Origin of the sequence: Desulfatitalea tepidiphila (assembly GCF_001293685.1) — a bacterium.
Lineage (GTDB): Bacteria > Desulfobacterota > Desulfobacteria > Desulfobacterales > Desulfosarcinaceae > Desulfatitalea > Desulfatitalea tepidiphila.
In genome coordinates this window covers 2,056,782-2,083,484 of record NZ_BCAG01000003.1, presented here as the reverse complement: position 1 = coordinate 2,083,484, position 26,703 = coordinate 2,056,782, and the positions used below count along the sequence as shown (strand labels likewise).

Annotated in this window: 21 protein-coding genes; 10 read left to right on the top strand and 11 right to left on the bottom strand. The window is 53.5% G+C overall.

What is annotated here, in order from left to right:
• Window positions 1-353: 353 nt before the first annotated feature.
• The 5 genes from DFT_RS13880 to DFT_RS13860 form a co-directional block, all read right to left on the bottom strand.
• On the bottom strand, window positions 354-1,700 hold the full coding sequence (locus DFT_RS13880) for an ABC transporter substrate-binding protein (RefSeq protein WP_054031762.1): 1,347 nt from the start codon (window positions 1,698-1,700) through the stop codon (window positions 354-356).
• 223 nt (window positions 1,701-1,923) lie between these two features.
• On the bottom strand, window positions 1,924-2,820 hold the full coding sequence (locus tag DFT_RS13875) for a sensor histidine kinase (protein WP_054031761.1): 897 nt from the start codon (window positions 2,818-2,820) through the stop codon (window positions 1,924-1,926).
• A gap of 32 nt (window positions 2,821-2,852) precedes the next feature.
• Window positions 2,853-3,764 carry a GAF domain-containing protein gene (locus tag DFT_RS13870; RefSeq protein WP_083453510.1) on the bottom strand — a complete coding sequence of 304 codons (912 nt, stop codon included), beginning with the start codon at window positions 3,762-3,764 and terminating at the stop codon, window positions 2,853-2,855.
• A gap of 121 nt (window positions 3,765-3,885) precedes the next feature.
• Entirely contained in the window at window positions 3,886-6,681 is a 2,796-nt protein-coding gene (locus DFT_RS13865; protein ID WP_161807162.1) for a sialate O-acetylesterase, read from the bottom strand.
• 101 nt (window positions 6,682-6,782) lie between these two features.
• Window positions 6,783-8,213 carry an MBOAT family O-acyltransferase gene (locus DFT_RS13860; protein WP_054031758.1) on the bottom strand — a complete coding sequence of 477 codons (1,431 nt, stop codon included), beginning with the start codon at window positions 8,211-8,213 and terminating at the stop codon, window positions 6,783-6,785.
• A gap of 318 nt (window positions 8,214-8,531) precedes the next feature.
• On the opposite strand from DFT_RS13860, the gene DFT_RS27490 reads away from it, so the two are divergent.
• A complete protein-coding gene (locus DFT_RS27490) occupies window positions 8,532-9,239 on the top strand; it encodes a DUF6901 family protein (protein WP_054031757.1) in 708 nt (235 codons plus the stop codon).
• A gap of 76 nt (window positions 9,240-9,315) precedes the next feature.
• Here DFT_RS27490 and DFT_RS26260 read toward each other — a convergent pair whose 3' ends face one another.
• On the bottom strand, window positions 9,316-9,588 hold the full coding sequence (locus tag DFT_RS26260) for a PilZ domain-containing protein (protein ID WP_054031756.1): 273 nt from the start codon (window positions 9,586-9,588) through the stop codon (window positions 9,316-9,318).
• A 453-nt stretch (window positions 9,589-10,041) separates the two neighbouring features.
• Between DFT_RS26260 and radC the strand changes: the two genes are divergently transcribed.
• Entirely contained in the window at window positions 10,042-10,701 is a 660-nt protein-coding gene (radC, locus tag DFT_RS13845) for a RadC family protein (RefSeq protein ID WP_054031755.1), read from the top strand.
• 319 nt (window positions 10,702-11,020) lie between these two features.
• Here the strand turns inward: radC and DFT_RS13840 are convergent, their stop codons facing one another.
• On the bottom strand, window positions 11,021-12,628 hold the full coding sequence (locus DFT_RS13840; protein ID WP_054031754.1) for an imidazole glycerol phosphate synthase HisHF: 1,608 nt from the start codon (window positions 12,626-12,628) through the stop codon (window positions 11,021-11,023).
• 114 nt (window positions 12,629-12,742) lie between these two features.
• The gene (locus DFT_RS13835; RefSeq protein WP_054031753.1) at window positions 12,743-14,038 is read right to left on the bottom strand and encodes an aminotransferase-like domain-containing protein; all 1,296 of its coding nucleotides are present in this window, start codon (window positions 14,036-14,038) and stop codon (window positions 12,743-12,745) included.
• A 148-nt stretch (window positions 14,039-14,186) separates the two neighbouring features.
• Here DFT_RS13835 and pdxS point away from each other — a divergent pair, with 148 nt between their 5' ends.
• Together pdxS and pdxT are read left to right on the top strand one after the other, a co-directional pair.
• Window positions 14,187-15,056: a pyridoxal 5'-phosphate synthase lyase subunit PdxS gene (pdxS, locus tag DFT_RS13830; RefSeq protein WP_054031752.1), complete on the top strand. Its 870-nt coding sequence runs from the start codon at window positions 14,187-14,189 to the stop codon at window positions 15,054-15,056.
• Between the two features lie 76 nt (window positions 15,057-15,132).
• Window positions 15,133-15,693, top strand: coding sequence for a pyridoxal 5'-phosphate synthase glutaminase subunit PdxT (gene pdxT / locus DFT_RS13825; protein ID WP_054031751.1), 561 nt, complete (start codon window positions 15,133-15,135; stop codon window positions 15,691-15,693).
• Here pdxT and lgt read toward each other — a convergent pair.
• Window positions 15,650-16,516, bottom strand: a complete 867-nt coding sequence (lgt, locus tag DFT_RS13820) for a prolipoprotein diacylglyceryl transferase (protein ID WP_054031750.1) — start codon at window positions 16,514-16,516, stop codon at window positions 15,650-15,652. The two genes, pdxT and lgt, sit on opposite strands and share 44 nt — an antisense overlap.
• A gap of 324 nt (window positions 16,517-16,840) precedes the next feature.
• On the opposite strand from lgt, the gene DFT_RS13815 reads away from it, so the two are divergent.
• From DFT_RS13815 to DFT_RS13790, 6 genes are all read left to right on the top strand, one after another.
• On the top strand, window positions 16,841-17,248 hold the full coding sequence (locus DFT_RS13815; RefSeq protein ID WP_054031749.1) for a PilZ domain-containing protein: 408 nt from the start codon (window positions 16,841-16,843) through the stop codon (window positions 17,246-17,248).
• Window positions 17,249-17,950: 702 nt separating this feature from the next.
• The gene (locus DFT_RS27140; protein WP_054031748.1) at window positions 17,951-20,473 is read left to right on the top strand and encodes a methyl-accepting chemotaxis protein; all 2,523 of its coding nucleotides are present in this window, start codon (window positions 17,951-17,953) and stop codon (window positions 20,471-20,473) included.
• 75 nt (window positions 20,474-20,548) lie between these two features.
• On the top strand, window positions 20,549-21,025 hold the full coding sequence (locus DFT_RS13805; protein WP_054031747.1) for a chemotaxis protein CheW: 477 nt from the start codon (window positions 20,549-20,551) through the stop codon (window positions 21,023-21,025).
• A gap of 142 nt (window positions 21,026-21,167) precedes the next feature.
• Window positions 21,168-21,782 (top strand): HAMP domain-containing protein, encoded by a 615-nt coding sequence (locus DFT_RS13800; RefSeq protein WP_161807161.1) that lies wholly within the window; start codon window positions 21,168-21,170, stop codon window positions 21,780-21,782.
• A gap of 287 nt (window positions 21,783-22,069) precedes the next feature.
• Window positions 22,070-23,554 carry a hypothetical protein gene (locus tag DFT_RS13795; protein WP_054031745.1) on the top strand — a complete coding sequence of 495 codons (1,485 nt, stop codon included), beginning with the start codon at window positions 22,070-22,072 and terminating at the stop codon, window positions 23,552-23,554.
• A complete protein-coding gene (locus DFT_RS13790) occupies window positions 23,551-24,201 on the top strand; it encodes a VWA domain-containing protein (protein ID WP_054031744.1) in 651 nt (216 codons plus the stop codon). Before DFT_RS13795 ends, DFT_RS13790 begins: the two co-directional genes overlap by 4 nt.
• Here DFT_RS13790 and mtaB read toward each other — a convergent pair.
• Window positions 24,198-25,508: a tRNA (N(6)-L-threonylcarbamoyladenosine(37)-C(2))-methylthiotransferase MtaB gene (gene mtaB / locus DFT_RS13785; RefSeq protein WP_054031743.1), complete on the bottom strand. Its 1,311-nt coding sequence runs from the start codon at window positions 25,506-25,508 to the stop codon at window positions 24,198-24,200. The genes DFT_RS13790 and mtaB overlap by 4 nt on opposite strands.
• Window positions 25,505-26,590, bottom strand: coding sequence for a tRNA 2-thiouridine(34) synthase MnmA (gene mnmA / locus DFT_RS13780; RefSeq protein WP_054031742.1), 1,086 nt, complete (start codon window positions 26,588-26,590; stop codon window positions 25,505-25,507). The genes mtaB and mnmA overlap by 4 nt, the downstream gene beginning before the upstream one ends.
• Window positions 26,591-26,703: the final 113 nt, after the last annotated feature.

The window sequence follows — 26,703 nt, the reverse complement described above, 5'->3', positions numbered from 1 at the left end:
TTACGACGGTTTGAATCGAACCCTGACGAAAACGATCGCGGATTCAACTGCAATTGCGCCTCTGTGGATGGGGTGGTGGGTGTATGGAAACGTATTATATCAATAAATTACCAAAAGGCAATACTAAATAAGTGACTATGAACTACGGTACCTAATTACGTATTCCATCTAAAATACTTATTAAATTAAGATAGATAGAAAACAGGTGGTTTTTAGTGACAAGGCAATGAAAAAGCAGCCCTTCGTCTGAAGGGCTGCTGTAGTGTGAAGCATTTATGGGTCTCGCAGATGCCGGCCTGCAATTCATCTCGGACCGGTGATTTTGCCTTAAGCAACTTGGTGAGTCTGAGCACCTACTTTTTATAGGCAGCTGTGACCCAAGGTGGAATTACATAGGGTTTTAACCCCTTGAGGCTATATTTATTGGGTTGGTCCGGCGGCTCGACGCTATACTGCCAATAAGGGCTAGTCCATTTGAAGTGAGGCCAAACCGCTTGCATCTGGCCATCGACCCATTGCACGGCCAGGAATGTCGCCCATCCCGGACCGGCCTTCAATTCGTGGAGATGACGCCCCTCTGAATCTTTTTCAAATGCCACCATGCCGGCAGGCGTTTTGTTGACGCTGTCTTCGATAATGGATACCAGTTTATCCGAATTCAGAGACCCCGCTTTTTCGATGGCGGCGGGCAGAATGTGTTTGATGAAGCTATAAGTCGCCGAAGTATATGAGGGCGTGGCGCCGTAGCGCTTGTAATAAGTTTCCACAAATGGGGCGGTCAACTCGTTGTATTCGACGCCTCTACAGTAGCTTTCAGTTGTCATGCTGTAGTTGCACATGCCTTGGGTCGTGTCCCAGAAGTCTTCTTTAGCGGCTGTTGTGTTAATCCCCATCACGACTGCTGGAATTTTAAGTTCACCGGCCTGCTTGGGCAGTGGAATGCCCACCGGACCCGTATTCATCGTCAGGATCATATGGGCACCGGTCCGCTGAATGGCCGTAAGCTCCGCAGTGACATCCGTGGCAGTCGGCAATGGCCGCCAGTTTCCAACCACCTCCATACCCATCATGGGCAGATAACTTTCGGCGGCTTTTACCATTCCATCGGCCCACATGGCTTTATCGGCGACAATGGCCACTTTGAGGCGGTCAATATTGAGATTCTTTTTCATGTAGGTCGCCACGCTGAGGACTTGATGAAACATATTTTTAACGAGATATGAGGAGTTTATGGGGGCTATGCGGAACCAATATTTATAGCGATTGTAGTCCTTGGCTACCCTCAGGCAGAGTTCGGGGTGTGCAGCGCCGGCGCCGGCGAAGATGATTTTATTGTCCATGGCCATGTCTTGCATGGCCAAGACGGCTTCGGTTCTGAATCCGCCTGCCACGAAATCCACCTTATCTTTTAGAATCAATCTTTCCATGGCATTGACCGCGTCCGGTATGCTGAAGAATTCGTTGGAGTCGGCCTTAATGATCTCCACTTTCATTCTTCGGTTCCCCACTCTCATGCCACCTTCCGCGTTTATCTGCTCGGCGGCAAGTTCCGCACCGTTCCATTGTGCCTGGCCTACTTCAAACTTCATGGGCCCGATGATGCCGATTTTAATCGTATCCGCCCCCCAGCACGGCGAGCTTGCCACCAGCATGATGATGCAAAAAAATGCCATGTGGCTTAATTTATTTAACATTTTCATGAAACTACCCCCTTTTCTGATGCAGTTTGGGCTGTGCTTGAACAGCGGGAACATGCCTTGGGCGTTTTTAAAAAAACCGAGTCCCGATCCAATTCTATTATCGACCTGTGCGGCGGAAAATTTAGCATGAAATTAAAAATCGGCCGTTTATTGCGGCAGTTGGATCTGCAAACACTTGGAGGGAATTTTTATATCGAAAGATATCGAATGGTTAAGTATTGTATCAACCGTTGTTGGTTTTGGGGTGCGAAACGGGCAACGCCAGTTTGAACAAGGCGCCGAAACCCAATTCGCTTTCGATGGTGATGTCGCCGCCCATGGATCTTGCCATAATGCGGGAAACCGCCAATCCCAATCCATGACTGCTTCGGGCGACCCCCGCCGGCGCGAGAATCTGTTTGTAGCGCATGAATATGTCCTCGTGATGTTCTGGGGCGATACCCGGGCCATCGTCACGGACCGCGATGGACAGACGTTCGTGTTGAAAAGATATATGAATGAGGAGTTGCCGACGCCGGTAGTAGAGCCCGTTTTTTAGCAGATTGCCAACCATTTGACCGAATTTCAGTTCATCCTGCGCCATGGTCACGCCTCTCGCCGATGGTGCGATGTCGAGGCGGATGCCCCTCTTGCCCAGAATCGCCATACAACCTTGCTGATCCGGCTCCTGTCGAATTTCTTCGTAAAGTTCAGGATCGTTCTTTTCGATCACCTCCAGCAGCTTTTCGTGCAGGAGACGGATGGGATCAAACACATGGCAATTGAAGCAGGCGCTTTCGGCTCGGCCGACTTCCAGTAATTCGTTGAGCATATCGCGGGTTTTGTGGACATTGCGCAATATCCGGGTCAGGGTGCGTTCCTGGGATGGACTCAAGGGGTTCATGGCCGTCTTTTTATCCAAAAGCATGCGGACGCCCGTTTCAATGATGCTGACCGGGTCTTTCAACTCGTGGAACAAAAACTCGATGTTGACCTGACGGAAAAAGGACTCTTGGACCGTTTCCGTTTCCGCGTCCTGGCACGCGGTGGTACTGATGTCCTCCCCCTCGATTTTTGATGCATCGACATCTGGTTCCTGTGAATTCAGAATCCGGTCGTTCCTGGAGAGGGTGTCGGTCATATCGGCGCTTTCCTTTTGACCCGAGGGCACAGTTATTCAAGATCGGCTTTCGCTCGGACGGCTTTTGGGTCTGGAACCGTTTTTGTGGGTGGTGTGCTATCCTGCCGTTGTCCCAGGATGTCTTCCATTTCGTACTCGATGGAGAGCAGTCTTGCCAAGTTTCGCTGGGCGCGATCATAAACAGGAAGCCAGGCGTCGCCAGTGGATCGGTTCAAATGCCTGCTCAACAGTTTCAAGGACGCGATCAGTACGGCCAATGGGGTTTTAAGCGCATGGGAGAACTGGTGGATCACGCGGTCCCTGGCGGTGTTGAAATTTTCCAGTTGGCTGCGATAATCCAGCAAGGATTCACGGGCTTGAATATTCTCCATGGCCAATGCCGTCAGGCCGCAGACCGTGCTCAGCAGAGCCATATCCGCTTCGTTGAAAATGCCATCCCTTTTGTTCACTACAATCACGACGCCTGCCGTGCGGTTCAAGGCAGTTAACGGAACCACGATGCGGTTTACTATCCGGTTGAGGTCAAAACCCTCTGGTGCCGGATGGCAGGTTTGGCTGCCTTGATTTTCTAAAATCGGAATGCCGGTTTCACACACGTGGCCGGCCAGGCGCTGTCCAATCATTTTACCATCAGACCTGAAAACGGTTTCCAATTCACCATGATCGACACTCATTGCCGCTGGGACGGGGCCGTTTTCGACAGGATCACAGAGCAGGATGATGCTGCCTTCGGACGGGACCATGCTTCGAACTTGAGTTGCGACCATTTGCAGCAATGAGTCGAGATGATTGGACCTGCAGATGTGGTTGCACATATCGATCAGCGCAGTGAAGGCGCACCCATCCTCATTGGCCGGTTGTTGGCGCCCTTCGTTCGTCGACGTCCCATGGGTAAGTTGATCCGAAGGGATATCCGTTGGTTTTGAGGGGAGCTTTTTCGTCATGGCCCGATGGGATTTTTAGATTTAGCAAACATTACAAATATTTTTAGTGTGGGTAAATTTCGAATAGGTGTCAAGGGAAATTGTATTTGAGTCCCATGCCGTCATCCTGGTCGTCCTTGGCTCACTCGAGGGTTAACTCGGCCGGCTCCAGGGGGAGTTCCATGGGCGAGTTGTCATGAACGGCCCTATTGGCATCGGGCATGGCGCCAGAGAGATAGCGAATGGTTATCGGGCCGTTGAATGCCTCGGACATCGAGATCCGAATCGTGTCGGCATCTCGGCGCGCAATTTGAGCCGTCGTCAAAGTCGATCCTCCCCCGACCAGCTCCCAGCCGGTGATGGCTACCCGAGGGTTGAAATCGAAGCCTCCCCGGTGTGCGATTCGAATGTCGATGGTTTGAGTATCCACCCTGGTCGCGCCAACCACCGACGGCCCTCGATAGTAACTCTCTTCGCCGTTCAGATACAGAATCGTTTGTGCCACCCGCAGTCCCAGCGTGGTATAGGCGGAAGGGGTCAGATGTTGCCGTCCCATGTTTGGCAAATCCATGGAGATCGCCGACAAGTAGCAGTCCTCAGTCTCTTCGGCCACGGCATGCAGCGCGGCCCGGATGGCTTGATGAGGGCCATCTTTGCCAACCGGGCGTTTTGGCATGCCAACGATCAACAAGGGAAGATGTCGAAGGTGTGACCCGTTGACGATGTCCTGGCGAAGATGTTGTTCGAGGAAGGTTTTAAGTGCATTCCGGTATTGGCGCTCACTGATCGTGGCCCGCGCCGCATCGGCTTCCCCTTGCATCCAGATGACATACTCGAGCATACCGCCTGTTTTTGCGACACCCTGAATAAATTGGTTGTAGATGGACGCATGTGACCGGTCCAGCCAATAGCCGGCGCCCCAGTCGGCTTCCTTCCGAAGACCGGAACCATTGACCGCGTAATCCAGCAGCCCGACCGGAATGCCGAGTCTGCCGATCAAACGATTTCCCAGTGCAATGGCGCCATTGCCGGATTCCCCCATGGCGATCCACTGGCTGTCGCGATGCACGGAAAGCAAAGAGTGGGGGGACAGGTCGCTGCCGCTATGAAACCACTCTTTCATATTGGATTGTCCGATGCAGGCCGCCAGCAGGCCGACACCCCATCTGGATTTTCCTACATCCATGATGTCCTGGTCATTGGAGAAGCGCACGGCAAGACGATACCACCCACCTTGGGGGACTTCAGGCATAATGCCCATGAAGACTCCGTCGGTTGGGTTGTTGTCGATGACGGTCCAGGGCGTGGCCCAATCCTGGTTCGAATGGTTCGAAACCCGCGCTTCTATTGCATCGGGTCGTCCCCGGTAAACGCCGGAAACGACGATGTCGGCGCTTTTCCCGGAACGCTGGAAAATTCGCCTCTCGTCAAAATCGTGGAGCTGAATCGCGGACGCCTCGACGCCAGCGGGTGCGGGCAGGGACTCCCGGGAACCCGCCGATTTCGCCATATGGCTTTCGTCACTTGCGATGGCTGGGACGGGCCATCTCCTTTGATCCTCGTTCGGCAGGCTCGCCTGGGTGAGTCCATTGGCGTATTCGAGCACCATGGCTTTGTTGAGGTAAAACAGGCCGGTATGCCTTCCAGGGTGGATGCGGAGGCGTACCGAAGGTTGCACCGGTAGTGGGAAATAAAGGCGGTTGTCTCCTTTGAAGATCTGCTTTTCGCCGCCATCGGAAAACGTCGCGCCGATATGCCATCGAAGCGTATCGGCATTGGGCGACGAAAGTTCCATTACAAGTACTCTCAATACGCCGGGCTCGGAACCGGGCAGGGGGGGAAGTAGAAAAGCGGACTGTGACCCGAGGGATTTGACCTCCAGCTTGTTCCCTTCAGTTCTTAAGGAGAGTTGCGATTCGCTGGAAACAGTGATCAAAGGGATTGAATCGGCTTGCTGGGCCAATGATTCGACGTCGAGCACGTTACAGATACGGTCCAGGTCGAGCACGAATTTATCGATCTGGGTCCCATCGAGCACCACCATGGCCGCGTCATAGTGCGACATATTCTCTCCATGGTTCGGCGATGGGATCGTATCGGTGGCAATCGCATCGGTGCGGCTGAAATAGGGCGATACGTTCGGGATCAATTCATTCATCGCCATGCCGCCATACAGCACCAGCGAAGATAACTGCCGGTCTTGGGAAGCAGATGGTCTCTGAGACGCGATGGGCGCCCCCATGACTTGGGCTCCCAGGTCATAATAGTTGGGTTGAATCGATGCATCGTCCTCAAAGACGGCGTTGAGCAGCGCTTCGGCGGCCAAACGGGCACCGCGTTGATTCCACACGGCGCTGTGCTTGTCGTATAGCCAGTGTTCATCTGATTTGGCCGCCATGAAGAGATCGTCCAGCGGTATGAACCACCGGCAATCGGCCAACTTGCACTCATCGAGGAAGATGTCGTAATCGGTCTGGCGAAGCTCCGTGTGTTTGGGAAGATAACCTAGATATTCCGGGTAGATCTTCGCTTTGTCGGGTGCGATGGTAAACACCAGTCGGCGTCCCGATGTCTCCACCAGGTGGGCGACCGCCGTCAATTGAAATATCATCTGCCGGAAACGGCGCCTCTGATCGATTGCGGCAGTCGGGTCCGACGCGATCGAATCTTGCTGAAACAGCCACCCCTCGCGACCCACATGGATGCTTTTGACATCAGTCATCGAAAACAGCCGGTAATCCACCCATCGCTTCATTCTTGTCAACACTCCGCTCAGCGACAGCCGCTCATCCAGATAGCTTCCCCAGGCCCGGTAGTATTCCGGCATCATCAACGCCCTGAAGTCCATCAACGGCGCTTGTGCCTGGGGCGTATCGTCAAGCGCCGGAGAAGCAACACCCAGTACGCCCAAGGTAACGGGTAAAACGAGTATCAACATGAAGAGGAAGGAAAAAACATGCGGTCCCCCCCATTTTCGATGCCGATCAGCAGGTTTGTCAGAATTCATATGCCCAGGCCGTATTGCATTGGGTCGGTCGCTTAAAAGCGGAAGTAGATAAACGGATGACTACCTCCCGCCATCATCGTGCCCGCACAGTAGGGAAGCATGATGAACAGAAGGACCATGCTTACGAACGCTCTCAGAGGCCCCTCGCAGCGCATGATGTCTTCGATCGTCGGCAACCGGGACGCGCCGAGGGTCCCCGCTGCTGCAATCGCCATAAACAAGATGTTACGATGATGCAACACCTCGTACACATCGAATGCCAGCGCAAGGTCCGAGGGGACCACCATCGTTTGCATGAAGCCAATGGCCGATGCGATGTTTTCCGAACGGAAAAGCACCCAGCCGAACATCACCAAAAGAAAAATGACGGCGCGTCGTGGCACCATCCATCGGTGTTGCGGTAGTTTGCGAAGGCCGGTGAGCCTTTCGATGCCGAGAAAAAAACCATGATACAACCCCCAGGCAACGAATGTCCAATTGGCGCCGTGCCAGAGGCCGCATAGAGTGAACACCAGGAGCAGATTGAACGCGGTGCGGGCCGTTCCTTTTCGATTTCCACCCAGGGGGATGTAGAGATAGTCTCTGAACCAGGTGCTGAGCGATATATGCCATCTGCGCCAAAAATCAGTCATGCTCACCGCGGCATAGGGGCGGTTGAAGTTTTCGCGCAATTCGAAACCGAAGAGCCTGGCAAGACCGATGGCCATATCCGAGTAGGCCGAAAAATCAAAGTAGATTTGCAGGGTATAGGCCGCGGCTCCCAACCAGGCGCTTTTGGTGTCCAACGCTCCCATATTCAATTCGAAGACCGCGTCGGCAATCTGACCGCAGGCGTCGGCAATAAACACCTTTTTCGAAAGCCCCCAGCAAAATCGCATGGCGCCCAGATAGAAACGTTCCCACGTTTCCGCTCGAAGTTCGAGCTGGACTGCAATATCCTTGAATCGAACGATGGGGCCGGCGATCAATTGGGGAAACATGGCGACATAGAGGGCAAAGTCTACGAATCGAGTGATCGGCTCGGCTTGCCTTCTGTAGATATCGATGATGTAGCTCATTTTTTGAAAGGTAAAAAACGAGATGCCGATCGGCAGCGCCACCGCAACCCAATCCTGGGGTGCATCGACGCCCATCGCCGCTATCCAACTGGTTATCTCGGTGACTAAAAAATTGGCATACTTGAAATAGGTGATGAGGCCTAAATTCAGTATGGTGGAGATGCCAACCCACCATTTCCTGTGGTATTTGGATTCACGTAAAGCGAGCCCGATCAGGTAATCTGACACCGTGGAGAAGAACAGGATAAAAACGAATTCGGCAGCCCCGTAGGCATAGAACAAATAACTGAAAAGCAGCAGGACAATGTTGCGGAACCGGTTGCCAAAAAATGATTTCTCGATGTAGTAACTACCGATTGTTGCCGGAAGAAAAAATAGGAGAAAAATCGTAGTGGCGAAAAGCATTAACGCACGAATGCCTGCATGGTCTGTTTATTTTTCCGGGTGATGATCCGCCTGCCAAGCCGCGATCACAGGGCGGCCTGTTTTTTGCAGATAAAAATGCATATAAGGAATGAGCGGTTGCAGGCCGAATTGATATAGGGCCCTGGGGCTGCATTGTCAAGCCTGCCACCTATGGCAGGGACGGCAAAACGATGCCGCGCGGCGGCTGGATGTTATACAAAAAGACACGGTTATTTCATTCAATTGAACACACCACCTGACTATCGCACCAGTGTCCATCCTCCACCTCTTTCACGCGATCGATGAGGACATCGCGCCATGCCCAAAACTTTTCGTATTGCCTACACATTCACATTGCCGAATGGGGATCTGGAAATCTTTGACCTCGCTTTCGATGCACGAAAAACCGAACTGATCACGGAGCTCCCGAAAAAGGCACTCTTTTGGACGCGTCTTGAATACGAAAAATGCGTTCATTGCCCCCTGCAACCCAATAAAGAACCCCATTGCCCGGTCGCCTTGAATTTGGTCCCGGCCATCACCAAATTCGATCATTTGATGTCTTTCGACAAGATATCGGTCAGTGTGGTGAGCTCGGAACGCCGGGTGGAACTGCAAACCACGGCTCAAGAGGGGTTGAGTTCTCTCATGGGCCTGCTGATCGCGGGAAGTCGCTGTCCGTATACCCATTTTTTCAAACCCATGGCACGCTTCCACCTGCCCTTTGCCAGCAAGGATGAAACTCTCTGGCGGGCTGCGGCCACCTATCTCATGGGGCGCTATTTCACAACAAACGGAATGGGTCAGGCAGATGTGAGCCTCGATGGCCTGGTGAAGATATACAACGATATCGCACGACTCAACGATGCCATGGTTCAGCGATTGCGGGCAGCTTCCTCCAAGGATTCAGTCGTGAATGCGCTGGTTCATCTCGATGTGTTCGCAAAATTTCTCATGCCACCCGTGGAGGACTCCTTGGCGCATATTAAATCGATTTTTGCGCCTTTTTTGAATAGCCTTGAATAAGTGCCCACCCACGACGGGTTTAACGAACAGCATTCAGTTCGCATCGATAGGTCGAGATCAAGGCATGCGAAAAATTTTAGATAAACTCGACCGCAAAGCCGATTTCATTCCGCCATCCGACTCGAGCCCTGCGTTTTACGCTTTTGGACCCATCCGTAAAAGGGATGCTGATGGTGATGATGTCTCCTGAAGAGAATTGATTCACACTGGCCGTCGTAATGAAGGCCCCTCCGAGGCTGATGTTTTTAATCGTTCCACCGTATGCACGTCCTTTATATGCAAAAACGACATCAGCGAGGTAGTTTTTCCTCTCATGCTTCCGCCGGAAATCATATCCATGGTCATCCACGCTGATTTGCTCCTTGGTAGCTAAGTGGTCGCAAGCATGAATACAGCGGCATTCGATGGCCGATGCATCCCGTCCCGACTGCGTTGCTCGGCACTCAAACAGGCCCGCTGTTCTCGCTTCTCGCGCCTTGCGGGCCGGGCGCCTCGACCATCTCGTTGCGTCCCTGTATTTTTGCCCGCGACCACTAGGGTGAAAGATCCTTGACTTGAAAAATATTTAAATATAAAGCCCTAAAACTGTCAACAATCTCTATATATTCGTGGATTTTCCAGCCTGCGGCGGCACCGTGCCGCCGGATTGTGTATCCAGTGCCCTGCCAGAAACAGACAAATGGGCCATTTTCGGAAACACACTATCTATCCTGGTATTCGTATCGTTTCTCGGCGAATGTCGAACACATGATAACCGGTGATTCCTTTTCAAGAACCGATTCCGGTGACAAAGGACGCAACCATGAAGTCTATCCAGCATATACCCATCCATGAGCGCCCCAGAGAAAAATTGGCTCAGAAAGGGGCGCACGCACTTTCGGATGTGGAGCTCCTGGCGATTCTGCTCGGCAGTGGGAATCGCAAAATGGGCGTAATGACCTTAGCCTCGAAAATATTGAACGAGTTGGACCGCCTCGGCCATTCAGCCACCGTGGAGCAACTCATGGGTATCGACGGCGTCGGTAAAGCCAAAGCTTCACTGCTGGTGGCCGGACTGGAGTTTGCCCGGCGGCGCATCCGCCCCCATGGATTCAAGATCGCTTTCCCCCCTGATGCCTATCCTCTTATTCGGCACATTGCCGATCGTACCCAAGAACATTTTTTATGCATCTCCCTGAACGGCGCCAACGAGGTGATCGCGGTACGCACGGTTTCCGTCGGATTGGTCAATCGAGCTTTGGTCCATCCCCGTGAAGTGTTCGCTGACCCCATCACCGATAGGGCTTCGGCTGTGATCGTGGCTCATAACCATCCATCCGGGAACCTCAATCCCAGCCAGGACGATCTGAATGTGACCGCACAACTCAAGGCCGCCGGCAACACGCTTGGCATTAAACTGCTCGACCACATTATCTTCAATCTCGAGTCGTATTTCAGCCTGATGGAGCATGGGCAACTTTGACCGCGCCGCAAAAAGCCCAGTATCTGCGTTGCGCTCATCCCGTGGTCCTTGCAGCGTAAGACAAGTACGCCTCAGGACAGGGAATGTCGCGCGCCTTGATCTTGGCCTTTCTACGGCGCCGTCCAGAAACGAATTTTTACAGGACTGTCAACTTGAGGGGCAATCTCGATAGTTTAAGCGGATGTTGCGGGCGGGCATAAAGCCCGCCCCTCGAGATTTGGACTGTAATACAGTCAATCGCTATAAAAAGGCGGTGTTGGGGCAGGGTTTAACCCCGGCCGTATGGAAACCTGAACGCCTTGAGTTGACGACATTGACTTTAAGCCTGTATGGGCCTGGTTGGGGGCGATGACGCAATCCTGCGGATCACCACCTTGCCGGTTAAAAATTGCTTGACGGCCTGAATCGGTACCTCACGGCGATGAAAAATACCTGCCGCAAGGGCGGCATCGGCATCGGTGAGAGCGAACACGTCGTAAAAATGCGACAATGCACCAGCCCCGCTGGAGGCGATGACCGGTATGGAAACGGCATTTTTGACGGCTCGAACGAGCTCGAGGTCGTACCCGGAATTGGTGCCGTCACGATCGATGCAATTCAGCAGGATTTCCCCGGCCCCCAGCGTCTGACAGGTCTGGGCCAGGGTGATGGCATCGACCGGTCGCCCCTCGCGTCCCCCCTTGATCGTGCATTGGTACCAGCAATAAGATTCACCGTTGGGGCCGGGCACATCGGTGTGAATGACCTGGTAGGGAACATCTGCGGGTGAAGGGACGTAGACGCGCCGCGGATCGATGGAAATGACGACGGCCTGGCTGCCGTAGACCCGGGAAATTTGTTCTATGGCGCTCTGGCCGGTGGCTTTGCCGTTCTCAAGATAGGCCTCGACGACAGGCACCGCATCGCTGCCAATGGAAATCTTGTCCGCACCGGAGCGAAAATAGGCCGCGGCCACCTGCAGCGCGGAATAGGCACGGCCATTGGCATCGGTGAAATCCCGGATGCCGCCGCCGATGGTCAGTGGGACGAATACCCGCCGAGAGGTCTTTTCGAGCACTTCCAGCATAGGCATATCGGCCAATGGAAAGTCGCGAAAACCCGTAATATTGAGAAAAGTGATTTCATCGGCCCCCTCTTCATAGTAGCGCTGAGCCAGATCCACCGGGTTTCCCAGATCACGCACCTCACCCTGCGCCCGAACGTCGTACTGATCTCCCTTGGTCACCACCAGATTATTTTTGTCATTGGCACGCACATCCAAACAGGCGATGATGCGTTTGGCCAACCGGGTTCGATCATGGCCGGTGGCCAAGGCCGCTGGTTCAAGCGATGAATTTAAAAAATTCCGCAGAAGGCGCAAACCCGCCGGACCGCTTTTTTCGGGGTGATACTGGGTGGCGATGATCTGGCCCTGCTGAATGGCGCTGACAAATTCATAGCCGTAATCCGTGGTGGTGAGGACGATACCCTGGTCATCGGGAACCACATGATACGAATGGACGAAATAAAACTTTTCATCCTTGTCCACATCGTTGAAGAGGCGTGACGACTGACGCGCCTTGATGCCGTTCCAGCCGATATGCGGCACGGCCAGGGGGACGTCGAAGCGGTTGACCTGACCTTTGAAAAATGCTAGCCCAGGGATCCCCGGCGACTCCTCGCTTGCTTCGAACAAGGCATGCATGCCCAGACAGATCCCCAGAAATGGACGTCCGGAAGCGAGGTATCTCTTCAGCGGTTCAACCAGTTGCTTGTCGTGCAAGATCTGCATCATGTTGCCAAAGGCGCCGACGCCGGGAAAAACCAGCTTCCGGGCGCCATGGATATGGTCGGGATGGGAAGCCACCTGCACCTTCTCCCCCAGACTTTCGATGGCATTGATCACGCTGCGCACATTTCCGGCGCCATAGTCCAACAGGGTAATCATAGTAAACTTGATCCTTGAAATCGGGCTTTAGGTGAAAACGACGGATCTGCTTTTAATCCAGAAGGGGCAATATTACAACTCTCTGCGAGGCCGGCCGACGATTCTGAATGAACGTTATTCATTAAACCCACCCTTGGAGTTGCAGGCCACATGCCGTTGTATCAAGTCTGTAAGATAGGAGAGGCTTTGTTCGAACCTCTCTTCGTCCATATGCATGAAGGCAAGTTTGAAGTAGTTTTTGAAGCGGGGCGAAAAAGAAAACGCATCGCCACTGCACCAGGGGGCATGCGACAAATCCATGGGAAGTTGGGATTCGACCCATAGGCTGTATCCGTTTTGCTCGTGTGGGATCTTGAGAAACGGGAACGCTTCGATGCACGTTGACAGCCGCATCCGGCGATGCCGGGCGACGCGATCGACCATTTCGATATGTTTCGCGTAGTGGCCCTGTTTGATGAACTCGCGTAGAAATTTTTGAAGCAGGCCGAATGAATGGATATCGGATGAGAATTTGGCGTAGACAAACTTTTCGTAAAGATCTGTCGGCACAACCATGAACCCTAGGCGGATTCCGGCGGACGTGGTTTGTGAAAATGACTTGATATGAATGGTGCGATCCGGTGCCATGTCGATGAAACGCGGTGTGGCCCGCCTCAACTCGCCCAGGTAATCGTCTTCGATAATATAGAACGGGTGTTGCCGGGCGCGTTGGACCACAGCCTCCTTTTTTTCCCGGCTGTACGACATCCCCGTGGGGTTGTGAATGGATGGCATGGCATAAAAGAGCCGAATCTGGCCGGTCAGGCGCAGATCGAATTGTTCGATATCCGGTCCGTCATCTTGCAAGGGGACAAAATGGCGCGCGCGGAACAGGGAAATCGCGCCTGGATAGGTCGGGTCCTCGAAAAGAATCGATTCCGAGATTTTGGCTGAAAACACTTTTGACACCAGGTCCAGGCCTTGTTGGGCGCCAGATATCATCAGCATGCCGTGGTCCGGCACATGGTAATACTGGCTCAGGACCTGTAACAGTTCTGGATCACCCTCGGCCGGGGTAGGGGCCAAGGCCCCATGCTTTTCTCTGGAGAAGATATCATTGAAGATGATGTGTGCCGTTTCATGGGCAAACAGGTGGGGCGCCAAATAGTCGGTCCGGAAATCGAAGCGGCCGGCAAACGAGTCAATCTTTTCGGGAAAGCGCACGTAGGAACCGCTGCCCACCTTGTTTTCGATCAATCCTTGGATCTTGAGCCGTTCGAAGGCCTTGTGGACAGTGGCCTTGTTGACGCCGAACTCGCCTGTGAACGTGCGTATCGGCGGAATGCGTTCACCCGGTTTGTAGAGGCCGGCGGCGATCCGTCCCTGGATAATTTCGGCGATCTTTCGATAGAGGGGTTTTTTTGAATTCATGCTTGACACGTATAATACAATTCATTAATTGTACTAATCAACTTAAACGATTGTTGCTTTAAATGCAACAGTAGATCGTTCGGACATTTTATAAATCCAGCGCGAGACAAATATCGCGCAACATCAATTCAGGAAGAGGGATAGCAACATGGCAAGAGAAAAGATTAACAAGGGCTTTGCAGAAATGTTTAAAAACGGCGTCATCATGGACGTGACGACCCCGGAACAAGCGCGTATCGCTCAGGAGGCAGGGGCTTGCGCGGTAATGGCCCTGGAGAGGGTGCCCGCAGACATTCGCAAGGATGGGCAGGTGGCACGCATGAGCGATCCGGCCATGATCCAGGCGATCATGGATGCGGTGAGTGTTCCGGTAATGGCCAAGGTGCGCATCGGCCATTTCATGGAGGCCCGTATCTTGGAAGCCATCGGTGTGGATTTCGTCGATGAGAGCGAGGTGTTGACGCCCGCCGACGAGAGCCGCCATGTGGAGAAGCATCGGTTTAAGGTGCCTTTCGTGTGCGGCGCCCGGAATCTGGGTGAGGCTTTGAGACGGATCAACGAAGGGGCGGCCATGATCCGGACCAAGGGTGAAGCCGGCACCGGAAACATCGTCGAGGCAGTGCGTCATATGCGCGCCATCAACGAGGAGATCGATGCCCTCAAGGGATTGGACGAGCACCAGTTGATTCAATTGGCCGGCCAGATGCGCGTTCCGGTGGCGCTTGTCAAGGAGACCCGGGATTTGGGCCGACTGAGCGTGGTGAATTTTGCGGCCGGCGGTGTTGCGACACCGGCCGACGCGGCGTTGATGATGGCGTTGGGCTCGGATGGCGTATTTGTCGGGTCCGGCGTTTTCAAGTCCCAGAATCCGCCTAAAATGGCCCATGCCATCGTACAGGCCGTCATCCATTATCAGGATCCTGCCAGGCTGGTGGAGATATCCAAAAACCTCGGTACCGCCATGATCGGCCTCGAGAAAGAGGCCCTCGACATTAAAATGGCGGAACGCGGTGTTTGATCCGTCCGGCCGCACAAACCGGCAAAGCGGGTGATAGACAGGCTCGATCGTTTGGCGGGCTTGCAGGGGGTGTGGTATGACGATTGTCGGTTTATTGGGACTGCAAGGCGCTTTTCTGGACCATATTCCCCACTTAAAGCGTTGTGCCGTGTCCTATCGGATCGTGCGGGACAGCATGGCGTTGAACGCCATTGACCGCTTGATCATACCGGGTGGCGAAAGCACGGTGATGGCCAAGTTTCTCGAAGAATTCGATATGCGGACACCGCTGTACCAAAGAATCCGTGAGGGCATGCCGGTATGGGGGGTGTGTGCCGGCTCGATTCTTTTGGCGGAACAGGTCGATGGCAATGCGGGGAGCCTCGCCGCATTGCCCATATCGGTCATCCGCAATGCCTACGGGCGACAAATTGCCAGCAGCGTTCACTTCATCGACATCCCGGTGATGAAACAAGAACGCTACCCCGCGGTTTTTATCCGGGCACCGCGCATCGATCGCGTCGGTGAAGAGGTGACCGTTCACGCCAGCCGTGGTAACGATCCGGTATTTATACAAAAAGATAAGATCATGGCCACCACCTTTCATCCCGAGCTTAATCAGGACGATTGCTTCCACGACTATTTCCTGAAAGTTTAAAAAAGAAAATCATCGATGCCAGACCGATCAATATCATGGTGCCGCATAGCATCTGGCCCATGGAGAGGGTGAAAAAGACGAAACCAAGATGCGCATCTGGCTCCCTGAAGAACTCTATGACAAAACGGATCACGCCGTAACCGATCAGGTAGCAGCTGAACATGACGCCCGGTGTGCGGATGCGATGGCGTAACGACCACAACAAGATAAACAGAAGTATGCCTTCGCCGAAAGCCTCGTAGAGTTGCGAGGGATGGCGCAAGGCATGGTCTCCCGCATTGGGAAAATGCATGCCGATCGGTGCGCTGGTGACTCGCCCCCACAACTCGCCGTTGAGAAAGTTGCCGATGCGACCGAACGTATATCCTGCTGCCGCACAGGGGGGAAGCAGATCCAGGGCGGTGAATGCGCCCAACCGATATTTGCGCGAATACCACCACATACCCAAAAAGGTTCCGACCAACCCCCCATGATAGGACATCCCGGATATGCCGGTGAAGCGGATGCCATCGCGAAATTCGAAAGGCAGGAATATTTCCAGAGGATTTACCGCGTAGTAAGAAAAATTATAAAACACGACATATCCCAGCCTTGCCCCCAGGATCAGTCCGAGGATCATGGCCGTCATGAGGCCTTGTAAATGTTCGATCGATACATGCCAGCGGGTTTCATTTTTAAGGCGGTATCGGGCGATGAGGTAGGTCGTGCCGAAGGCCAATAGGTACATCAGGCCATAATACTGGAGGCGGAAACTGCCGATTTGGAAAATGACCGGGTCGATATGTTCCGGCAGATGCTGCCACCAATCCCAGAAAGCTTGCATGTCGTTGCGCCCCCACAAAATGATTCTGAGTCCCGTTCCAATTCACAGGGTCGAATACAGAAATTGGTGCCAAAAGCCAATGGACAAAATTTGATCGGGATTTTTTCAAAGTGCGCAAAAAAGGTGCATTTATCCCTATGGGTGCAATTTTTTGAGCTGAAAAGGGCCATCAAGTTACAGTAAATATCATAAATAACAACGTGATAACGTTTTGGTATGGCTATTGCTTAAATGCGATGCCGTATTATTCCCGGCCGTTACGTGTTTTCAAAGATAAACGCCATTCATGTATTAAATGTCAGGGGCGGGGGAAAAAGAGTGTACATGGAAAAGATTTCCGAAGACAACCGTCGCAAAGAAAAACGAACCCAGGTCGATGAAAATGTCTACGTCGTCGTTGACACCCAACCCGAGATGATGGGGCAAATGGTGGAGATCAGCTCGACCGGCATGGCATTCACGTTTGTCGATTTGGATGCGGTTTCCAACAGATTGAGCGGCCGCCGCGACCTCCATGTGGACCTGTTTGCAACCGGCAAAGGCTATTTTATCCGCAATCTGCCCGCCAGGTTGGTTTCGACCATCGACAGTGCGCTGAATGGATCCTTCGCTTCTTTAATGATTAAAAGGATCGGCGTGGAATTCGGCTCGTTGTCCCTATCTCAACAAGTGCAGATCAATTCACTCATTCGTCGCCAAAATGACATGATGTCATCGGCTCTGGGGTCATGATAGGCCTGCCCCCCTTAGCTCATAGACAAGAAATCAATTCGACAGCGGTAGCGATCGGCGGACAAATCCCTCTTTATCGATTCAGCTTTTATCTCAATGTCAGTAACTTACGCGGGCGTTGCGGGCGGGCATAAAGCCCGCCCCTACGAGATCTTGTTATAATACAAGCAGCTGTCATGACCGGGCGTTGCAGGGGCGGGGTTCAGCCCCGCCCGAATGGAAACCAAACGCCTAACGTCAACGGCATTGCTTTTTATCTTTCAAAAACAGGTCCCCCTCACACTTAACCCTGCCCCTTTTACCTGGCAAGTTTCAAATATTATTTAATTTTCAAGAAATTCGCCGTCCATCTTTTGTTTGACAATAACCCGGATGATATTTTATGGCTCCATGCTTTTATACATAATTTAATTGCTTTTAGATTTATCTATATTCATTGAACACACAACCGAATCGATTTAATTCTTCCCTCCCATATTAAAGATTTTTTTTAATGAACCGATAATCGAAAAAGCATTACCAATTTGTATTTGGACTCCCCTGGAAACCTGAAAAGGTCGAGTTCATTCAGAGGGGGGGAAATTTTGCAAATCAATCCCAGTGAGACATGTTGCTCACGGATTGACGGACTAAAAGGAATTTAGAATCGGATGGAAATTGCCCGGGAAAAATTTCGGCAACTACGGACAGGAGGCAAGAAACATGTTGGATAAGATCAGATCACTGGGGTTAAGGCCCAAAATGATGGCTCAGATCCTTTTAGTAGCTATTTTGGCGCTTTCTTTGTCCATTGCCTATATCTGGTGGAAAGCACGCGACAATGCATTAGCGCAGGCCGAAGAGGCTGCCAAGGAGGTTGGCCGCCATTGGGCCACGGTGGTGCAGGCCGACATGCAGGTGGCCATCGACACGGCCCGAACTCTGGCCCAAACCATGCAGGGTATGAAAAACCGGGGTGTGCCGGACCGGGGTACGATCAACAGCATTCTTAAGAATATTCTGGAGGAATACCCCAGCTTCGTGGCGGTTTGGACCTGTTGGGAGCCCAATGCCTTGGACAATAAGGACAAGGAGTTTGCCAACGCCGCCGGCCATGATGAAACGGGCCGTTTCGTGCCGTATTGGAACCGCCTGACGGGTCTGCCGGAGTTGATGCCCCTGCAAGAGTACAATGTCCCGGGCAAGGGAGATTATTATCTGAACCCCCTGAGTACAGGACGTGAGGTCGTTTTCGATCCCACCATTTTTGAAATCAATGGCGAACAACAATACAAGACCGTCATGGCCGTTCCCATTCGTTTCAATGACCAGGTCGTGGGCGTCGTCGGCATCGATATCCCTCTGAAATCATTTGAAGCCATCATCAAACGCGTGAGATTTTACGAGGATGGGTATGGATTTATGATCGCCAACAACGGCATTTTTGCCGCCCATCCCACCCGTTGGAGCAACGTCGGCAAACCGATGGAGTTTTTCGAGTTCCTGCCGGAGAGCATCCAGGCGGTGAAAAACGGTATGGAAGCCACCGAAAGAAAACTTTCCAAGACGTCTGGCCAGGTGGCCTTTTACGCTTTCTCACCCATCCAGATCGGCTTTTCTGATAAACCTTGGAGTCTGGCCACGAACATCCCGGAGAAAACCATCACCGCGCCCGCGCGTCAGATTTCAATCCAGGCAGGCATGATCGGCCTGCTGGCCGTCCTCGTTCTGGCAGGCGTCATCTGGTTGCTGGTTGGTAACATCACGCGCCCGATTCTCGGCATGGCCAACACGATTCGTCAGGTGGCCCGGGAACGCGATTTGACCCTCGACGTACCCGTCAGTTCGAGGGACGAGATCGGCATGATGGGTCGTGAGTTCAACAACATGATGAAAGCCATGCGCGATTCATTCGGCATGGTTGAAGATGCTGCCAAAGGCGTGAACAGCCAGTCCGCAGATGTGGCCAAACGCGCGACGGCCAACCGCGACCGTGCCGAGCAGGAAGAAAAACAGATGGTCGCGGTGCTCGAGACCGTGGCGCAGATGGGTGAAACTGCCAGCCAGGTGCAACAGGCTTCCAACAGCCAGGCGGAGGTGGCCAACAAATCTTTTGAAAGGTTGACCCAACTGATTCAAGAGATGAAACAGATGGACGATGCGAGCAGCGAGCAGATCCAGGAAGCGAGCGTTGCGACGGAACGTGTGGCGGCCATGGGTGAAACCGGCGGCAAGGTTACCGCCATCGCACAGCGCCAGAGCGAACAGGTGCTGCAGATGACCGAGTCGATGCGCCAGATTGCAAAATCGGTGGAAGAGATGACTCGGGCCGCCAACCGGGCCACCGAGCAAGGCCGCATGGTGCTTGATGCAGCCGAAGAAGGTCGAAACACGGTAGACGCCACCGTTAAAGGTATGCAGGCCATTAAGAGTTCGTCCGAGCAGATTGCAGACATCATCGGCGTCATCACCGAAATTGCGGAACAAACGAACTTGCTGGCGCTTAACGCGGCCATCGAAGCGGCCAGAGCTGGTGTGCACGGACGTGGTTTTGCAGTGGTCGCGGACGAAGTCGGTAAGCTGGCCCAGCGATCTTCCGAAGCTGCCAAGGAGATTACCCAACTGATCAAGGATTCGACCAATAAGGTTGAAGAGGGGACCCGTCTGACCGACCGTTCCCAAGGTGCTCTGCACAAAATTGCCCAGGGTGGTGAAATCAACATGCGTGCCATCGAAGAGATCGCCCGGGCATCCGACTTGCTGGCTGACAATACATCCGAAGTCAATAAACTGGTCGACGACCTGAGCCGTTTGGCAAAAGATATCGCCGGCATGGCTGGCCAGCAGGGCGCTCGGCGTGAAGCGGCCCAAAAGGCGCTCTCCGCGCTGGTGGAAAAAGCCAACCACATTTCCCAACAGGTGGCCAAGGCCACGGAGCGATCCAATACCGTGGGTGAAGAGATGCGCGGCATCGTACAGCGTTCGGAACATGTGAAGCAATTGACCGATGCCCAGGCCGGTCGATCCCAGCATCTGCGAGAGGTGACCACCGAATCTGCGGAACGCGCCAAACAGACGGCGTCCGGTGCAAGCCAGGTTGTGGGTATTACCCTGGAGATGCAGCGCTTGTCTGCCAACCTGACACGACAGGTGGCCCAGTTCAAGATCCGCAGGGGTGAGGTCGTCGAAGGATTCGATGCCGCGAGCAGCAGTAATCCCGGCGAACGGGAAAACCCGGGCGAGTAGTAATCGCTGAATGAACAAAAGAGCGGCGTGCCTCAGGCCCTTTGCGGCACGCCGCCTCTTTTTGGATGAGTCGCTATGGCGCTGAGTCTAGACCAGGAAAATATCGTTCAACTCATCGGTTTCCATGTCGGTCCCAAATTGCTGGGTGCCGATATCCTGACCATTCGTGAAATCCTCCGTGAACCGGAAGTGGGAGAAGCAATTGCTGCACCGCGGTTCGTAGAGGGGATCACACAGCTCAGGGGGCAAGTCATTCCCATCGTCAACCTGGGTCACCTGATGGGCGTATCCCCGTCGACCGTGGGCCAAGAAAAATCATGGGTTTTAGTCGCCCAGGCCGGTAGCCGACAGGTAGGATATCGAGTGGATTCGGTGACGCCGATATTGAGGGTTCGTGAAGATACCATTTTACCGGCGCCGGACATTATCTTGTCGGGTCTTAGAAGCAAGTATATCCGCGGCGTCACCGAAACACAGAGAGGCCTTCTTGTGGTCGTTGACCTCGAGCGTATGCTCAATGATGAGGAGGTCGCCGCCCTGGATCGGTTGTGAATCCCGTCATCATGCAAGAGTACGGTGAATTTGACTTCATACAGATAGTCAGCCTTTGATTTGGCCGCTCATGAATAATGGATTGTCCTATATTCGCCGATGGATGTGGTCGCTACTACTGATCGTATTGCTCACCGCTGCCTTGGCCTTTATCCTGGTATATAATGAAATATCCAGCGGCTTGGATCATTACCACCTTACTGCGTCAGATCAGACGCTCGGCAACGCCCAGGCGGCGCAAACGCCTTATTCCGGCATAAAGCTGCGGGTTTTTCTGCTTCTAACGGCCGGCTATTTTTCTGCCCTGATTTTATCGGTCATATGGGTGCGAACCGCCACGCGCCGAATCCATCATCCCCTCCAAAAAATCCAGCGTGCAGTCTATAACCTCGCCCAGGGAAAACTCAACGAGACGGTGGACATTTCCGGTTCCGATGAGTTCGGGCAGATTGGATCGGGCATCAATGAGCTTGCCGCCAATTTGCAGGAGTTGCTTTTGTATATATGGAAGCAGACCGGACAATGCATGCACATCATCGATGAGATCGCTCCCAATGGCGGCAGTCGTGCAAGCGAAACGGCAAACCGGTGTACGGATGGACACATTCTGCAATTAAAGGAATCCGTGGAGAACTTGCGCGAAATGGCAAAGGCTTACGTCTTTTATGATGTGCGGCTGGAGGGAGACAAGGCGCTGGCCATAAACAGTCCTGGTAAAGAGGACCTTCCCGGTAGCAAATTTCCGGCCGACGAGTGAACCTCACGACTCCAAATCGATTCTCCCAGGCCCCGATAGACCCAACGCACCCGACGAACTGAACTTGTTCACTTTTGTATCCCCAGGCGCATTTTACGAGACTGTCAAATATTGTATGGATTATGTACAAAAATCGCTCAAACAGTTGAGAATTGTGAATTCGCATATCATAACAGGAAGCGTGGGCGCTGGCGCATATATTGCATTTATAATTGAGTTGGTTATAGAACAGATCCTGTTTTGAATAAGCGTGTTTTGTGGATGGACACCAAATCGTGGAGGTTCTCATGGCGCATATATTATCCATCACACCCATCCCGTTGCTTTCCGGTATTCTTTGGCTGGTGCTGTTGTTATTGGCCATGTATTTCGCCCGCAAACCGTTTCATCGTTCCATGGCTTCATTTGGAAGAATTATCTACAATGCCATGCGCTTAGCCGCTTCTTCCGTAAAACTGGCCGAAAAAAGGCTTCAGCTGCGCAACCAGGAGGTACTGATGACCGCCGGTTTGGAACTGGCGGAACGAAAGGTCGAGCGCGAGTTCGATCGGATCAGCGATGCCGTCCGCCGGGACCTGGAAGGATACCCCAAGGTCCAGCGCATGCTTTCCGAAGATCTGCTCAAACTGGAAGAAGACTACCAAAAGAGTGCGGAAATTCCCCAGACCTTGCCCGATTGGGTCAAGGTGATCGATGCAATTGCCAACATCAAGCCCACCGGCGATCGTATGGTCGTGAACATGCTGGAGGAAATTCACCAGACACTTAACGAACAGCACAAAGCGGCTGTTGAGAGGCACCGCCGCGATGTCGCCGAACGTCACAGCATTCTCAGTCGCATGCTGCCTTTTTGGCGCAATGTGAAAAAGACTCTCAGCGGCGTGGAAAAAGCCATTTCCAATTTGAATCAGCGATCGAAGAAGATCGATCGATACATGGATAACTATGAAAAGACATTGAATCAAAGCGAAACAGCCGCACGGCAGCTCTCTTCATCCTCTCTGACCCAATTTTTTATTTCCGGTGTGGTCCTGGCCGTCGCGGTCGTCGGTGCCATGATCAATTTCAACTTGGTGGCGCTGCCCATGTCGGAAATGGTTGGCGGCAACAGCTATATCGGCAATTTCAAGACTTCCGATGTGGCCGGCATGTTTATCGTGTCCTTGGAGATTGTTCTGGGATTCTTCGTCATGGATGCGCTGCGCATCACCCGGTTGTTTTCCATCATCGGCAGCATGGAAGACAACAAAAGAAAGACCATCTTCTGGGTCCTGTTCAGTTTTCTGTTTATTCTGGCGTGCGTCGAATCTTCCCTGGCTTTCATGCGCGATCGCATAGCGGCCGACATGGAGGCGCTCCGGCAATCATTGGCCGGAATTGACACGTCCCAGACCGTGACGAGCAATATTCCAACCTACGGCCAGATGATCATGGGATTTATTCTGCCATTTATTCTCACCTTCGTTGCGATTCCTTTTGAATCTTTTATATCCTCCTCCAGAACGGTACTCGGCCTCCTGGCCGCCTTCGCCCTGCGGATCATTGCATTCGTTCTGCGGCTTTTGGGAAACATGGGTTTTTACATATCGCGGCTGATCATCAATGCCTATGATCTTGTCATTGTACCTGCACTCTGGCTTGAAGGTGTCATCATACAAAAGAGATCGCAGACAAAGGATACTGGAGACAGCCGGGATCAGATCGATAGAGAGGCCAGGGAAAGGCGTCGGAGGACGGAAAACAACGCCCAGCAAAAGGAGGCGATCGAATGAGACCAGCAGGCCTTCTTTTGCTATTGATCGGCTGGATGATGATGACCAGCTGTTCCCAAGGTGTCGACCGCAGCCGGGGTGTTTATATGCTGCTCGATACCTCCGGGACCTATACTACTGAATTGAAAAAGGCTCAGACCATTATCAACTATCTGCTGGGTACGCTTCAACCGGGAGATACCCTGGCGGTCGGACGAATCGATACCGGAAGTTTCAGCGAAAAAGACATCGTCGCCAAGGTCCGTTTCGATCCCAGGCCTTCGGTGGCCAATAACCAGAAGCGATCGTTTCAGCAAACCATCGAGCAATTCGTGACGACTGTCAGAGGGAGCAATTACACGGACATTTCGGGTGGTCTGTTGCAAGCCGTCGAATATCTTAATGAGGCCGGCGCAGGGCAGAAGTATATCCTGATTTTTTCCGATCTCCAGGAAGAGTTGGCCAAAGGGTATGTGCGGGATGTGCCGTTTCAACTCTCCGGATTCAACGTCATTGCCTTGAATGTCACCAAACTGCGCGACGACATCCGGGACCCGAAAAAATACCTGGACCGGGTCGAAAAATGGCGTGGCAAAACGGAAAAGGGCGGCGGTAATTGGCGCGTTATCAATGACCTTGAACGGTTGGAGAGTATCTTCGCACACTAAATTAGGCCGACGGCCCTGCCATCGGGCGCGATTGCCGTGATGCGGACCGATATCATCCGGTTTGCTTCGACATCTCCACCCACAACCGCCACCGGGATATAGTTGTCGCTCAATCCCAAGGCCTGGCCTGTTTCCGGATCGGTGCGGGTTTCGGTGAGCACCTGGAGACGTTGACCGATCATGGTATGGTAAAATGCGGTCCGCTTCCTGTCGCCGAGATCGCGTAACCGACGGCATCGCTCTTTGGTCGTGCTTTCCGGAACTTTTTGCGGATAGGTCGCCGCTGGCGTTCCCTTCCGCGGTGAATAGGGAAACACGTGCAGATAGGTGATGGGCAGCGCGTCAAGCAGTCGGTAGGTGTTGTCGAAAGCGGCCTCGCTCTCCCCCGGAAATCCGGCCATGACATCCACACCAATGGCCGCGCCCGGCACATGAGCATGTATCCGGCTGACGAGGTCAAAAAAGGCCTGGCGGGTATAAGGCCTTCCCATGCGCCCCAAAACGTCGTTGTCGCCGCTTTGCAAAGGAATATGAAAGTGGCGGCATAGCCTGCCACCGGACTTCGCGGCTAACGCTACGATACGTTCTTCCACTTCGGCCGGTTCTATGGAACTGAGCCGGATACGTTCGATGGCGGTGCTCGCCAGGATCGTCTCGATGACGGTCGCCAGCGAAGTGCTCGGCGTCAGGTCCGCACCATAGACCCCCAGGTGGATTCCGGTGAGAACCACTTCCCGAACCGCTTTGCCCGCCAGGGAATGCATATGGTCGAGGACGTCCTGGACCGGCATGCTGCGGCTTTGTCCACGCGCATAGGGAACGATGCAGTATGTGCAACGGGTATTGCATCCGTCCTGGATTTTTAAAAAGGCGCGGGTGCGATCTTCGAAAGCGACCGACGGCATCGATGAAAAATTGCAGCCGTAAAGGCTCCTGTGGTGTACGAAGGGCAACGCATCGGCGGCACGGTGTTCGCGAGCGAGCAGGTCGGCGATGCGCAATTTGCTATCATGGCCGACGATCATATCGACCCCTGCGATGGCCTTTATTTCGTCGGGAGCTGTCTGGGCATAACAGCCGGTCACCACGATCCGGGCGGCGGGGTGCCTGCGCCTGGCCTGCCGAATAGTCTGGCGCGACTGCATGGCTGCCTTGCCCGTGACCGTACAGGTATTGACGACGATGACATCCGGTGCGCCTTTGTCGTCGGTCCGGGCATACCCCGCCGTCTCCAAGGCGTGCCCCAGTGCCGCGGATTCACATTGATTCACTTTGCATCCCAGCGTGACGATGAGATAGGATCTCATTCGATCCATCCTCCGCCGAGCACTTCATCGCCTTGGTAAAAGACCGCCCCCTGCCCGGGTGTCACAGCAGGTTCAGGCGTTTCAAACACAACCCGGGCATCGGATTCTCCGATGGGTGCAACTATCGCCTTCACGGCCTCGTGGCGGTAGCGCACCTTGGTTTCGACCGCAATGGGTCTTGTGGGCGGCGGGCCGATCCAATTGATGTCTCGGACGTGGCATTGACGGCTCAGCAACTGCTCTTTATGGCCGACGATCAGGCAATTGCGGGCCATGTCGATTCGGATCACATAATAAGGACGCGCCGCCGGACAGTTGATCCCACGGCGCTGGCCGATGGTGAAACGATGCAACCCGTTATGGCGGCCGATCGTCTCCCCTTCGCTGTTTTCGATGGGACCCGGGCTGAACGCAAAGCCGGGTTGCTGCATTAAAAAATCCGCATAGCCCTTGCTCCGGATAAAACAGATGTCCTGGCTTTCCTGCCTGCTGACGGGCACGAGCCCCATCTGCTGGGCGATATGGCGCGTTTGGGCCTTGGTCAGGTGGCCCAACGGCAGCGTGGCGGCGGCCAATTGGAGTTGGGTCAACCGTGAGAGGAAATAGGACTGCTCTTTCTTCGCATCCCTGCCGCGCAACAGGTGAATACGGCCATCCGTCGAGCGCTCGATTCGAGCGTAGTGGCCGGTCGCTATTCCGGACGCCCCCAGGCGTATGGCCTCGGAGAGAAGCAAGCCGTATTTAATTGTGGGATTGCAGACAAGACACGGGTTGGGGGTCCGGCCCCCGGCATAGGTATCCACAAAATAGCGCACCACCTGGCGTTGAAAGTGTGACCGCAAGTCAATGACGTAAATAGGAATATCAATCTGTGCGGCCAGAAGATCCATCGACTTGCGGGCAAAAGCGGCGATGGCGTCTGATCCGCCGGGCACAGACGCGGATTCCGGCACGGGGAAACCCGCTTCGTAACCGGTGAGGAAATGCAGACCGATCAACCGGTGGCCTTGTTCCTTCAGAAGGGCGGCGGACACCAGAGAGTCAATCCCGCCACTTAAGGCAACGGCAAGGAACGGTTGCATCAGGATGAATGCCTGTTTGACTTCTTGAAATCTGTTCTGTACATCTACGCTCTGTGATTCGTGGTGCCGCTTGTCCTCGCTGGGCGGGCACAGACTGAACGGGAAGCACCGAC

Coding starts and splice junctions, on each gene's coding strand:
- DFT_RS13880 (WP_054031762.1), bottom strand. CDS start 1,700: ATGAAAATGTTAAATAAATTAAGCCACATGGCATTTTTTTGCATCATC.
- DFT_RS13875 (WP_054031761.1), bottom strand. CDS start 2,820: ATGACCGACACCCTCTCCAGGAACGACCGGATTCTGAATTCACAGGAA.
- DFT_RS13870 (WP_083453510.1), bottom strand. CDS start 3,764: ATGACGAAAAAGCTCCCCTCAAAACCAACGGATATCCCTTCGGATCAA.
- DFT_RS13865 (WP_161807162.1), bottom strand. CDS start 6,681: ATGTTGATACTCGTTTTACCCGTTACCTTGGGCGTACTGGGTGTTGCT.
- DFT_RS13860 (WP_054031758.1), bottom strand. CDS start 8,213: ATGCTTTTCGCCACTACGATTTTTCTCCTATTTTTTCTTCCGGCAACA.
- DFT_RS27490 (WP_054031757.1), top strand. CDS start 8,532: ATGCCCAAAACTTTTCGTATTGCCTACACATTCACATTGCCGAATGGG.
- radC (WP_054031755.1), top strand. CDS start 10,042: ATGAAGTCTATCCAGCATATACCCATCCATGAGCGCCCCAGAGAAAAA.
- DFT_RS13840 (WP_054031754.1), bottom strand. CDS start 12,628: ATGATTACCCTGTTGGACTATGGCGCCGGAAATGTGCGCAGCGTGATC.
- DFT_RS13835 (WP_054031753.1), bottom strand. CDS start 14,038: ATGAATTCAAAAAAACCCCTCTATCGAAAGATCGCCGAAATTATCCAG.
- pdxS (WP_054031752.1), top strand. CDS start 14,187: ATGGCAAGAGAAAAGATTAACAAGGGCTTTGCAGAAATGTTTAAAAAC.
- pdxT (WP_054031751.1), top strand. CDS start 15,133: ATGACGATTGTCGGTTTATTGGGACTGCAAGGCGCTTTTCTGGACCAT.
- lgt (WP_054031750.1), bottom strand. CDS start 16,516: ATGCAAGCTTTCTGGGATTGGTGGCAGCATCTGCCGGAACATATCGAC.
- DFT_RS13815 (WP_054031749.1), top strand. CDS start 16,841: ATGGAAAAGATTTCCGAAGACAACCGTCGCAAAGAAAAACGAACCCAG.
- DFT_RS27140 (WP_054031748.1), top strand. CDS start 17,951: ATGTTGGATAAGATCAGATCACTGGGGTTAAGGCCCAAAATGATGGCT.
- DFT_RS13805 (WP_054031747.1), top strand. CDS start 20,549: ATGGCGCTGAGTCTAGACCAGGAAAATATCGTTCAACTCATCGGTTTC.
- DFT_RS13795 (WP_054031745.1), top strand. CDS start 22,070: ATGGCGCATATATTATCCATCACACCCATCCCGTTGCTTTCCGGTATT.
- DFT_RS13790 (WP_054031744.1), top strand. CDS start 23,551: ATGAGACCAGCAGGCCTTCTTTTGCTATTGATCGGCTGGATGATGATG.
- mtaB (WP_054031743.1), bottom strand. CDS start 25,508: ATGAGATCCTATCTCATCGTCACGCTGGGATGCAAAGTGAATCAATGT.
- mnmA (WP_054031742.1), bottom strand. CDS start 26,590: ATGCAACCGTTCCTTGCCGTTGCCTTAAGTGGCGGGATTGACTCTCTG.